The sequence below is a fragment of the Pseudoxanthomonas sp. YR558 genome, from assembly GCF_900116385.1.
GTDB lineage: Bacteria > Pseudomonadota > Gammaproteobacteria > Xanthomonadales > Xanthomonadaceae > Pseudoxanthomonas_A.
In genome coordinates this window covers 438150-450347 of sequence record NZ_FPCI01000001.1, presented here as the reverse complement: position 1 = coordinate 450347, position 12198 = coordinate 438150, and the positions used below count along the sequence as shown (strand labels likewise).

8 protein-coding genes are annotated in these 12198 nt (G+C 68.8%); 6 read left to right on the top strand and 2 right to left on the bottom strand.

All coding sequences use genetic code 11. From position 1 onward, the window contains the following. Nucleotides 1-27: 27 nt before the first annotated feature. The 4 genes from alr (at nt 28) to BM365_RS01990 (ending at nt 4973) form a co-directional block, all read left to right on the top strand. Nucleotides 28-1221, top strand: a complete 1194-nt coding sequence (gene alr / locus BM365_RS02005; protein WP_093486122.1) for an alanine racemase — start codon at nt 28-30, stop codon at nt 1219-1221. A gap of 29 nt (nt 1222-1250) precedes the next feature. Beyond that, on the top strand, nt 1251-2669 hold the full coding sequence (locus tag BM365_RS02000; protein ID WP_093486120.1) for a cryptochrome/photolyase family protein: 1419 nt from the start codon (nt 1251-1253) through the stop codon (nt 2667-2669). 59 nt (nt 2670-2728) lie between these two features. Beyond that, nucleotides 2729-4189: a WS/DGAT/MGAT family O-acyltransferase gene (locus BM365_RS01995; protein WP_093486117.1), complete on the top strand. Its 1461-nt coding sequence runs from the start codon at nt 2729-2731 to the stop codon at nt 4187-4189. A 109-nt stretch (nt 4190-4298) separates the two neighbouring features. Further along, nucleotides 4299-4973 carry a YiaD family glycine zipper/OmpA-like lipoprotein gene (locus BM365_RS01990; RefSeq protein ID WP_093486115.1) on the top strand — a complete coding sequence of 225 codons (675 nt, stop codon included), beginning with the start codon at nt 4299-4301 and terminating at the stop codon, nt 4971-4973. Nucleotides 4974-5027: 54 nt separating this feature from the next. On the opposite strand, the gene pip is transcribed toward BM365_RS01990, so the two are convergent. Beyond that, nucleotides 5028-5972 (bottom strand): prolyl aminopeptidase, encoded by a 945-nt coding sequence (gene pip, locus BM365_RS01985; RefSeq protein ID WP_093486113.1) that lies wholly within the window; start codon nt 5970-5972, stop codon nt 5028-5030. 154 nt (nt 5973-6126) lie between these two features. Here pip and BM365_RS01980 point away from each other — a divergent pair, with 154 nt between their 5' ends. Further along, on the top strand, nt 6127-8490 hold the full coding sequence (locus tag BM365_RS01980) for a Tex family protein (protein ID WP_093486111.1): 2364 nt from the start codon (nt 6127-6129) through the stop codon (nt 8488-8490). A gap of 48 nt (nt 8491-8538) precedes the next feature. Here the strand turns inward: BM365_RS01980 and BM365_RS01975 are convergent, their stop codons facing one another. Continuing rightward, nucleotides 8539-10608, bottom strand: coding sequence for a hypothetical protein (locus BM365_RS01975; protein ID WP_093486109.1), 2070 nt, complete (start codon nt 10606-10608; stop codon nt 8539-8541). Nucleotides 10609-10746: 138 nt separating this feature from the next. Here BM365_RS01975 and BM365_RS01970 point away from each other — a divergent pair, with 138 nt between their 5' ends. Next, nucleotides 10747-12009 (top strand): exo-beta-N-acetylmuramidase NamZ family protein, encoded by a 1263-nt coding sequence (locus BM365_RS01970; protein WP_093486107.1) that lies wholly within the window; start codon nt 10747-10749, stop codon nt 12007-12009. Nucleotides 12010-12198: the final 189 nt, after the last annotated feature.

Below are 12198 nucleotides of genomic sequence, written 5' to 3'. Positions count from 1 at the left end.
CGAAGCGCCGGACGCTACAATCGCTGCATGGATACTCCGCTGGATGCCGCCTTGTCAGCCCCGCACACGCGTCCCGAAGCGAACGACCGCCCCACGCGCATCCGGGTCGCGCTGGATGCGTTGACGCATAATCTGCGCGCCATCCAGGGCCACGTTGGCGTGCCCGTCATGGGCATCGTCAAGGCCAACGCCTACGGCCATGGGCTGGTGCCGGTGGCGCGCCATCTGGAAGCACAGGGCGTCGAACAACTTGGCGTCGCGTTCGTCGAGGAAGGTATCGCGTTGCGCCGCGCAGGCATCACCGTGCCGATTCTCGTGCTCGGTGGCATCCATGCGCCGCAGGTGACGCAGTTCCTGGCGCACGACCTGGAAGTGACGGTGTCGTCGATCGCCAAACTGCGGCAGGTCGAGGCGGCGGCCGAGGCCACCGGACGCAAGGCAGTGGTTCACTTGAAAGTGGACACCGGCATGGAGCGCATCGGCGTGCACAGCGAGAACGCCGGTGCCTTCATCGAGGCGGCCGTGGCGTCCTCGTGGTGCTCGGTGAAAGGCATCTATTCGCACCTGGCGTGCGCGGACGATCCGGCTTCGCCGATGACGGCCGAGCAGCGCGAGCGCTTCCTCGACGCGTGCGCGCACTTCGATCGCCTGGGCGCGCCGATGCCGGTCCGGCACTTGGCCAACTCCGGCGGCGTGCTGCATTTCCCCGAGACCTGGCTGGACATGGTGCGCCCGGGCATCGCGCTGTACGGCGTGCTGCCGGACCCCGCGTCACGCGCCACGATCGACCTGATGCCGGCGCTCTCGCTGGTCTCGCAGGTCGTCTATTTCAAGATCGTGCGTGCCGGCCGGACCGTCAGTTATGGCGCCACCTGGACCGCGCCGCACGACACCCGCGTGGTGACCGTGCCGATCGGCTACGGCGACGGTTTCCCCCGCGCACTCTCATCGCGTGGCGACGTCCTGGTGCGCGGCGAGCGCCGACCCATCATCGGTCGCATCTGCATGGACCAGTTCATGGTGGACCTGGGTACTGAAGGCTCCGCGTACAACGAAGACGAAGTCGTGTTGATCGGCGAACAGGCCGGCGTGGCGATCCGCTGCGAGGACGTCGCGCGGGCGGCGGGCACGATTCCGTACGAGATCCTGACTGGCCTGAATGAGCGGATCCCGCGCGAGTACCTCACGGCGCCTGCATCCAGAACCCTGCATCCTGCGTAAGCGTTCCGTCATCCTGCGCGAGTTCCACCATGCCCCACGCCCTCGTCTGGTTCCGGCACGACCTGCGCCTTGACGATAATCCGGCGCTGCGTGCCGCGCTGGAGGAAGGCTACACGCCGATCCCGCTCTACATTCGTGCACCGCGCGAGGAAGGCGAGTGGGCGCCGGGCGGTGCATCGGATGCGTGGTTGCATCGTTCGCTCACCGCGCTGGATGCCGACCTCCGCAGCCGCGGCTCACGCCTGCTGCTGCGGCGCGGCGCCAGTGAGTCCGTGTTGGACGACATGCTGACGGACACCGGCGCCGAAGCGGTGTTCTGGAACCGCAAGTACGAACCGGCCACCCAGCCGCGCGATGCCGCGCTGAAGAAGGCGCTGCGCGAGCGCGGGCTGCGCGTCGAGAGCTTCAACGGCAGCCTGCTGTTCGAACCCTGGGACCTGGCCACGCAGCAGGGCGGGCCTTACAAAGTGTTCACGCCTTTCTGGCGCTCGGCGCTCGCGCAGTGGCGCGCTCCCGCACCCTGGGATGCACCGGACACCTTGCCCGCCTTCGACAAAAAGGTGCAGGGAGATCTCCTCGATACCTGCCAACTGGCGCCTGCGCTGGGCTGGGATGCCGGTTTCTGGGAAACCTGGACGCCAGGCGAGGCCGGTGCCCGTGAGGCGCTGGAGGTCTTCATCGACGGCGCATTGCACGGCTACCGCACCGATCGGGATCGGCCGGACCGCACCGGCACGTCGAAGCTGTCGGCGCACCTGCACTTCGGTGAGATCGCACCCTGGCGCATTACCGCGGAGCTGGAGCGCGCACGCACAGCCGCCAACAGCGCGGACATGGACGGTTACATTCGCGAAATCGGGTGGCGAGAATTCGCTTACCACCTGCTGCACCACTTCCCGCATACGCCCACGCAGAACCTCAATCCGCGTTTCGAGCATTTCGAGTGGGCGAAGGTTGATCCCGGCGCGCTGGCCGCCTGGCAGCAGGGGCGCACGGGCGTGCCCATCGTCGATGCGGGGCTGCGCGAGTTGTGGGCGACGGGCTACATGCACAACCGCGTGCGGATGATCGTGGCCAGTTACCTGGTCAAGCACCTGCGTTACCACTGGCTGCACGGGGCGCGCTGGTTCTGGGACACGCTGGTCGATGCCGACCTGGCGAACAACACCTTGGGTTGGCAATGGACGGCGGGCACCGGCGCCGATGCCGCGCCGTACTTCCGCGTGTTCAACCCGGTTACCCAGGCGGAGAAATTCGATCCGAAGGGCACCTACATCGCGCGATGGGTGCCGGAGCTGGCGGACGTGCCGGTGCCGTTGCGGTTCGCGCCATGGCAGAAACCGGATGCGCTCGTTCGCGCTGCGCCGGGTTACCCGCGTCGCCCCCTCGTCGACCTCGCCGAGGGACGCGAAGGCGCGCTGGCCGCCTACCGCAAGACCGGCGACTGAGCCGCGTTGACGCCTTTCGTCGCCGCGTGCTTCACTCGACGCGGGAGAGGAGGGCAAGCATGGCCACGAAGAAGGCGCCGGCAAAGCCGCGTCGCGAGCCGATGTCGCGGGTGGACACCGCCTGGTTGCGGATGTGCCGCCCGACCAATCCGATGATGATCACCGGCGTGCTGATGTTCGACGAGCCGATGACGCTCGACACGCTGAAGCAGGTGGTGAAGAAGCGTTTCCTCGCCTATCCCCGGTTCCTGCAGAAGGCGGTCGACACGCCGGCAGGCGCGTCCTGGGTGACTGATCCCGACTTCGACCTCGATTGGCATGTTCGCCTGTCCGCGCTGCCTGGCCGGCACGATCCGAAATCCGAGAAGAAGGCCCTGGAGCGCTTCACCAGCCAGATGGCGTCCACGCCCTTGGACAAGACCAAGCCGCTGTGGCAATTCCATCTGATCGAACGCTATGGCACCGGGTCGGCGCTGGTCGCGCGCATCCACCACAGCTACGCCGATGGCATCGCGCTGGTGCAGGTGCTGCTGTCGCTCACCGACACCAGCCGCAAGCCCGACACCGGCAAGGATCTGCGTTCGGCCTGGCTCAAGAAGGACGGCGCGGAAGTCGTGCGCCGCGTCGGCGCCATCGATCGTTACGTGCAGATCGGAGGCAAGGTGCTCGGCAAGGGCATGGAGATGATGCAGGACCCGACGCTGGCCACGATGCTGGCGAAGGAGGGTGGCGAGATCGGCCGCGAACTGCTGCACGCGCTGTCGCTCTCCGACGACCCGCCCACGCTGCTGCGCGGCAAGCTTGGTGTCAGCAAGCGGGTGGCCTGGGCCGAACCGCTGGACCTGGAAGACGTGAAAGCGGTCGGCCGCGCCTGCGACTGCACCGTCAACGATGTGCTGATGGCTGCCGCCGCCGGTGCGCTGCGCAGCTACATGCTGGAGCGGGGCGAGCAGCTCGATGGCGTCACCTTGCGTGCGACCGTGCCGGTGAACCTGCGTCCGCTCGAGCACGCCCGCAAGCTGGGTAACCATTTCGGCCTGGTCTTCCTGGACCTGCCGGTCGGCGAGGACAACCCGATTCGCCGCCTGGAGCGCGTCGCCCAGTGCATGCGTGACCTGAAGAACTCGCGCCAAGCCATTGTTGCGTTTGGGCTTCTTGCGGCGCTTGGCATGGCGCCCTCGGCCATCCAGGGCGTGGCGCTGGAGCTGTTCTCGCGCAAGGCCACCGCGGTGGCCACCAACGTGCCCGGCCCGCAGCAGCCGCTCTACATGGGCGGCTCGCGCCTGCGGGACATGATGTTCTGGGTGCCGCAGACCGGCTCCATCGGCATCGGTGTGTCCATCCTCAGCTACAACGGGCGCGTGCACTTCGGGCTGATCGCCGACGCCAAGCTGATCCCCGATCCGGATGCGGTCATCCGGCGCTTCGGCCCCGAGTTCGACAAGCTGCTGTACCTGTCGCTGATGGGGAACTGGGAGCACACACTGGATGCCGAAGGCGCCGTGGCGCTGATGGACTGAAGCCCGACGGCACCTGAATGAACAGGGCTCAAATCGCGCGTTGTAAACAATTCGCTGGGTAGGCTTGCGACCGTTCCGGGCATTCCCCGCACGCCACCAAGGAGGATCTATGAATACGATGCTGAAGACTGGCGCCCTGGCGGCGCTCACTGTCACCCTGCTCGGCGGCTGCGCCAGCTACACCGGCCAGACCAATGATCCCAACGATCCGAACCGCACCCGTACCGGCGCCCTGATCGGCGCAGGCATCGGCGCGGTGGCCGGCCTGCTCAGCGGCAGCGATGCCACCGAGCGTCGGCAGCGCGCCCTGGTCGGCGCGGGCATCGGCGGTATCGCGGGCGGCTCGATCGGCGCCTACCAGGATCGCCAGGAAGCGGAACTACGCCGCCAGACGGCCGGCACGGGCATCGATGTCAGCCGCGACGGCGACGTCATCAAGCTCAACCTGCCCGATGGCGTGACCTTCGATTTCGGCAAAGCCGACCTAAAGTCGCAGTTCTATCCGGCCCTCAACAACGTCGCTTCGACGCTGCGCGAGTACAACCAGACCATCGTGGAAGTCAGCGGCCATACCGACAGCATCGGTACGGACGCGGTCAACCAGCGGTTGTCCGAGCAGCGCGCCGCCTCGGTGGGCAACTACCTGATCGGCCAGGGTCTGCAGCGCGAGCGTTTCGAAATCGTCGGCATGGGCAAGCGCTATCCGGTCGCCAGCAACGACACCGACGCGGGCCGTGCGCTCAACCGTCGCGTCGAAATCCGCGTGCTGCCGGTACGTTCGTAATTACCCGCGCACGTTGCACCATCGACGGGCCGCCTCGCGCGGCCCGTCTTCGTTTCAGCGGTCCGCAAACGCGTCCGTCGCACGGATCAGTGCATCGGTGATCGCCGGCTCGGTGGCACCGTGGCCCGCCAGCACCATCTCCAGGCGTGCTTCAGGCCAGGCCTGCGCCAGGTCCCAGGCACTGCGCGGCGGGCAGATGATGTCGTAGCGACCCTGGACGATCACACCGGGCAGGTGCCGGATGCGGTCGACGTCGCGCAGCAACTGGCCATGCGCGAGGAAGGTGTTGTGGCGGAAGTAGTGCGCCTCGATCCGCGCCTTGGCCAGGACCTTGGCGGGATCTTCATCCGACGTGGCATCCGGCTCGTGCAGCAGCGTGGCCGCACCGTCTTCCCAGCCCAGCCAGGCTTGGGCGGCGGCCATCGCGATCGCCGCATCGGGATCGTCCATGCGACGCCAGTAAGCCTCGATCATCGTGTCGCGTTCGTCCGCCGGGATATGCGCCTCGTAGCGCGCCCAGCGTTCCGGAAACACCCAGCGCGCACCGCCGTCGGCCTCGTTGAACCAACGGTTCTCCTCCTCGCGGCCGAGGTAGACGCCGCGCACGATCACGCCGGTCGCACGCGCGGGGTGCGCCTGCGCGTAGGCCAGCGCCAGGGTGGAACCCCACGAGCCGCCGAACACCAGCCAGCGCTCGATGCCCGCGTGCGAACGCACGGCTTCGATGTCCGCGACCAGATGTGCGGTGGTGTTGTCGCGCAGCTCGCCGAACGGTGTCGACCGGCCGGTACCACGCTGGTCGAACAGGACGATGCGGTAGCGCGTGGGATCAAAGAAGCGCCGATGCACCGGCGACAGGCCAGCGCCCGGGCCGCCGTGCAGGAAGATCACGGGGATGCCGTCCGGATTCCCGCATTCCTCCACATGCAGCGTGTGCAGGGCATCGATGGCAAGCCGGTGCGTGCGGTACGGCGCGATCTCGGGATACAGCGTGCGCATGGGCAGGGGTCCTTGCGGGGTGTCCGAGCATAGCCAGCGACGCCCCGTCCGTCAGCCCGCATCGGGCGCGCGTGTCAACCCGTTTCCCGCGCGGCCATCCGTTGCCACAATCCGGGTCCCACCCGATCCATCGGGTTTTCCAGCACCGGACGCAATGCAAGACCGTACGCCCCAGATCGCCCAGCACATCGCCGCCACCATCGCCGCCGAGATCGGCGCCCAGACCGCGCAGGCCAAGGCCGCCATCGCGCTGCTCGACGAAGGTGCCACCGTGCCCTTCATTGCCCGCTACCGCAAGGAAGTCACCGGCGGGCTCGACGACACCCAGTTGCGCAACCTCGAAGTGCGCCTGACCTACCTGCGCGAGCTGGAAGACCGCCGCGCCGCCGTGCTCGCCAGCATCGACGAGCAGGGCAAGCTGACCGACGAACTGCGCGCCGAGATCGAAGGCGCCGACAGCAAGGCACGCCTGGAAGACCTCTACCTCCCATACAAGCCCAAACGCCGCACGCGCGCGCAGATCGCGCGCGAAGCCGGCCTGGAGCCGCTCGCCGACGGCCTGCTCGCCGATCCCACCCAGGCACCGGACGTGGCCGCTGCCGCGTACGTCGACGCCGAGAAAGGCGTGGCCGACGCCAAGGCCGCCCTCGACGGTGCGCGCGCCATCCTGATGGAGCGCTGGGGCGAGAACGCCGCGTTGGTCGGCGAACTGCGCCACTGGATGACCGATGTCGGCGTGATCCGCGCCAAGGTCGCGCAAGGCAAGGAGAACGAAGGCGCGAAGTACCGCGATTATTTCGACCACGCCGAGTCGCTGGCGAAGATCCCCTCGCACCGCCTGCTCGCGCTGTTCCGTGCGCGTCGCGAAGAGATCCTGTTGCTCGATCTCGACCCCGGCATGGAGGCCGAGGCGGGCCACCTGCAGGCCGAGGGACGCGTGGCCGTGCATGCCGGCGTGTCGGCGCAGGGCCGCGCCGCCGACAAGTGGCTGCTGGATGCCTGCCGCCTGACGTGGCGCGCCAAGCTGCACATGCACCTGCTGCTGGACCTGTTCAACCAGGCGCGCGAGAAGGCCGAAGCCGAGGCCATCGCGGTGTTCGGCGACAACCTCAAGGACCTGTTGCTGGCCGCGCCCGCCGGTCCGAAGGCCGTGCTCGGCCTCGATCCGGGCCTGCGCACCGGCGTGAAGGTCGCCGTGGTCGACCGCACCGGCAAGCTGGTGGACACCGCGACGATCTACCCGCACGAACCCAAACGCCAGTGGGATCAATCGCTGCACGTGCTGCGTGCGCTGTGCGCCAAGCACCAGGTGGACCTGATCGCGATCGGCAACGGCACCGCCAGCCGCGAGACCGACAAGCTGGCGGGCGACCTGATCAAGCAGGCGCCGGAACTGAAGATGGACAAGATCGTCGTCAGCGAAGCGGGGGCGTCGGTGTACTCGGCCTCCGAATTCGCGTCCAAGGAATTCCCCGATCTCGACGTCAGCATCCGCGGTGCGGTGTCGATCGCACGGCGCCTGCAGGATCCGCTGGCGGAGCTGGTGAAGATCGAGCCCAAGGCCATTGGCGTGGGCCAGTACCAGCACGACGTGGACCAGTTCCGCCTGGCGCGCGCCCTCGATGCGCGCGTGGAGGACTGCGTGAACGCCGTGGGCGTGGACGTGAACACCGCCTCGGCCGCGCTGCTGACGCGCGTGTCCGGGCTGTCGTCGACGGTGGCCGAGAACATCGTGCGCTTCCGCGACGAACATGGTGCGTTCCGCACGCGCAAGGCGCTGCTCGGCGTGCCGCGCCTGGGCGAGAAGACCTTCGAGCAGTGCGCGGGCTTCCTGCGCATCGCCGATGGCGACGAGCCGCTGGATGCCTCGTCCGTGCATCCGGAAGCCTATCCGGTGGTGGAGCGCATCCTGGCCGGCAGCGGCCGGCAGGTGAAGCAGATCGTCGGCGACACGGCGTTCCTGCGTGCGGTGAGGGCCGAGCAGTACACCGACGCGACGTTCGGCGTGCCGACCATCCGCGACATCCTGAAGGAACTGGAGAAGCCCGGCCGCGATCCGCGCCCCGAGTTCAAGGCCGCGCGCTTCGCCGACGGGGTGGAAGACATCAAGGACCTGCGCGAAGGCATGATCCTGGAAGGCGTGGTCAGCAACGTCGCCGCGTTCGGTGCGTTCGTCGACATCGGTGTGCACCAGGACGGCCTGATCCACATCTCGGCGCTGGCCGACCGCTACGTGAAGGACCCGCGCGAAGTGGTGAAGGCCGGCGACATCGTCAAGGTGAAGGTGCTGGAGGTCGACGTGGCCCGCAAGCGCATCGCATTGACGCGCCGTCTCGACGACGCGCCGGCACCGCAGGCGCCGCGCGAAGCCCGGACGAATGATCCGCGTCCGCCGCGCGGGCCCGACCGTGGCAACCCGCGCGATCCGCGTCGTGGTCCTGCATCGGCGAAGACCAGTGCACCGCCCGCCGACAACGCGCTGGCCGCCGCGTTCGCACGGGCGAAAGGCAACCACTGATCCGAAGCGCCTGCCTCTCCCCGCCGTGGGAGAGGCCTGGGCGTGGACTCAGGGGGTGGGGCGCGCGGTCGCCGTGGCGTACGGCGCCAGATAGCGACTCAGCCCACCGTCGCGCAGGTGCGTGGCGGCCTGATGCCAGTCGATGGGCGCACCGGCCTTGAGTGCGTCCAGCACCGCGACCACCGACAGCTCCACTTCCGGCAGGCCGCTCGCACCGGGCGCGTTGCGGCGCTGCTCGATCGCCTCGAACAGCACGGCATTGGCTTCCGCATAGCCCAGCGGCGCCGTGCTGCCGACGGCATCGCGCCACGCCGGCGTTTCCAGCACGGCGTTGACGTGGGAGAGGATCAGCCAGGTCGCGCGCCCGATCAGTTTCAGGTTGCCCGGCTGCACGCTGGTCATCGTGTTGCCGACCACGCGCCCGCGCTTGGCCATCACGCCGGTGGAGTGCGCGTTGATCAGCATCTTCAGGGCGATGGTCTGGTTGAGTTCGAACGCATCGCGCTGCGGCACCGTCACCGCGATCACCGGCACCGCGCGGGGCAGGGCGGCCACGTCGGCGAGCACCTCGCTCGCCACCGGGCGCGCGGAAACCGACACCAGCACCGGCTCCGCACCGGCCGCGGCGAAGGCCTGCAGCCACTGCCGGTTGGCGTCGGCATGCGCTTCATCGCCGAGCAGGATCAGCGCGCCGGCGTCGCCGGCCTGCGGCCCACTGCGCTGCACGTTGGCGGGCGAGTACGACAGGTCGTACAGCGTCTGTTGTTCGTCGCCCGCATTCGACAGACCACGCAGAGCGGCTTCGCGCAGGTACGGGTCCGGGATGCCGGTCTCGAACGGCGGCAGGTACAGCGCCTTGTCCAGCCCGTGGAACGGGCGGTGCAGCAGCGCCTGCCAGGCCTGGGCGCCATCGGCGGCCGGCGTCCACACCTGGATCCACGAGCGTCGTTCCGGTGTGTTCACCGTATCCAGCGGCGACAGGCGGAACGTGGGCGCGCGTTCGGTCACGTCGACGAATACCGGCATCAGCGCGCGCGTGGCCAGGTAGGTCGCATGGCGTCCGGCCGCGTAGCTCGCCGCCTCGCGATCGGTCCATGCCGCCAGTTTCGGTGCAGCCGCCGCGGCAGTGCGCTGGATCGCGGCGAAACCGCGCAGGCGGTCGGCGATGCCGGCGTCGTTGAAACCGAGCGCGGCGAGTTCGTCGGCCGACAGCACGTCGCGCAGCAGCGCGCGTGTCGCATCCTCCAGCACCACGCCCAGCACGTACAGGCTGGTGGTGGTGGCCTGCATGCGGGTGGAGCCGGTGATCGCCTGCGGCCCGGTGGGCAGCGGGATCTTGGTGATGCGCGCATCGTCGAGCACGCGGCGGCTGCGCTCGAACGGGCGCAGCACCGCATCCGGATTGTTGTAGACGAACCACGTGCGGCGCGCGTCGGCGCCGGCCTGGTCGGCCGCGGCCAGCGCCGTGCCGATCACCGCGGACGTCTCGCCGCCTTCGGTGACGGCGAACACCAGGTCCTGCGGCTGGATGCCGTTGTCCTGCAGTTGCAGGCGGCCGATCTCGGGAATGTCTTCGAAACCTTCCAGCGAGGCGATCAGGGCGCGGTCGCCACCGGTGATCTCGCCGCGCACGCGTTCGCCGAGGCCGGGAAAGCGCGCCTCGATCTTCGCCATCGCGGGTGATGCCGCGGTGCGCTGCCAGAACGGCCGCCACAGGCCGCTTTCGATCGTTTCGGCCAGCCGCCCGGTGGAACCGGTGCCGTAGAAGTAGAGGCGGTGCCCTTCGCGCAAGGCGCGGGTGATCTCGCGGCTGGCGTCTTCCAGCGCGGCCAAGCGCGCAGGATCGTCAGCGACGCCCTGCAGCGCGGCGGTGATGTCCTCATCCACCGACAGCAGCGCGGCCAGCCCGTCGGTGGTGTCGGCGGCGATGCGCGTGCTCAGGTCGAAGCTGCGAGGGTGGCGCTGTTCGGTCAGCAGGCTGTGCAGCTGGAACTGCTGCTTGTTCGCCACGAAGTCCCGCGATTGCGCCGACGGAGCGACACCCAGGCGGTCGGGTGCCGGTTGTGCGGCGGCGGGCAATGCCGCCGAGGCCATCACGAGGAAAGACATGCTGCGCATGATGCGGTTCGCCCTACGGGACATCGGATCCCTCACCTGACAACGGAAGAAGGCGTCGATACCGGCGATGATCCCCTTGCACGGTGCCGCACGCAGGCTGCTATCGTCACGACCACGATAGCAAACGGTCGTGACACTATGCCCCGGTTCGCTCGTCCGCTGCATGCTGCACTGCGCCCCGTGGGCCTCGGCGTGCTGCTGTTGCTCGGTGTGTTGCATGCGCGTGCGGGCGCGGCTGAACCCGTGGATGCGGCGCCGAGGCTTGGCGTCGAGGTCTTGCTCGATGAACGCATGGACCTGCTGCGCGGCAAGCGCGTGGGCCTGGTGACCAACGCCACCGGTGTGGATCGCCAGTTGCGCAGCGACGTCGATCGCTTCGCCGAACGCAAGGAATTCACGCTGGTCGCACTGTTCGGTCCCGAGCATGGCGTGCGCGGCGATGTGCAGGCGGGCGACCATGTGGCCTCCGGACGCGATGCCGCCACCGGCCTGCCGGTGCACAGCCTGTACGGCGAACACCGCGAACCGACCCCGGCGATGCTCGACGGCATCGACGTGCTGGTGTTCGACATCCAGGACGTCGGCACGCGCTTCTACACCTATCCGTACACGCTGGCCGGGGTAATGCGCGCGGCGAAGCGGGCCGGCATTCCCGTCGTCGTGGCCGATCGTCCCGATCCGCTCGGGGGTGTGTTGGTCGAGGGGCCGGTACTGGACCCGGCGCTGGCCTCGTTCATCGGCCAGTTCCCGATCCCGATCCGCCACGGCATGACGCTGGGCGAACTGGCCACGCTGTTCAACACCGCGTTCGGCATCGGCGCCGAACTGCACGTGGTGACGATGCAGGGCTGGCGGCGCGGTGACGACCCGTGGCGCGGCGCACTGCCGTGGGTGCCGCCGTCGCCGAACATGCCCACGCCGGACACCGCCTTGGTCTATCCGGGCATGGGCCTGCTGGAAGGCACCAACGTGTCCGAAGGCCGTGGCACCACGCGGCCGTTCGAGACCGTGGGCGCGCCGTGGGTGGATGCGCAGGCCCTGGCGGCGCGGCTCAATGCGATGGACCTGCCGGGCGTGCGGTTCCGGCCGACCTGGTTCACGCCGACGTTCTCCAAGCACGCGGGCAAGGCCTGCGCGGGCGTGCAGTTGCACGTGACCGACCGCGTTGCGTTCCGCCCGGTGCGGACCGGGCTTGCCGTGCTGAAGGCCCTGCACGACCAGCACCCGAAGGACTTCGCCTTCCTGCCGGGCGAGCCGCCGTTCTTCGACCGCCTCGCTGGCGTGGGCGACCTGCGCGTCGCTCTCGAGCGCGGCGACACCCTGGACGCCATCGAAGCGCGCTGGCAGCCGGCCATCACCGCCTTCGACGCCCTGCGCCGGCAGCACCTGCTGTATCCCTGAGCGCGGGGAAGGGGCCGGGCGCCGCTCTCATCTCACGCATTGCGCCGTCGATGGGGCTCTACGTGTGACGCGCCGGGTGGGGGAGCTCCATCGATGGCACTCGGAGCCCGATCTGTCTCACATGGAGGGCCATCGATGGCCCTCGGAAAGCCATCGATCGCTCTCCGAACGCCATGCCACGGCATTCGG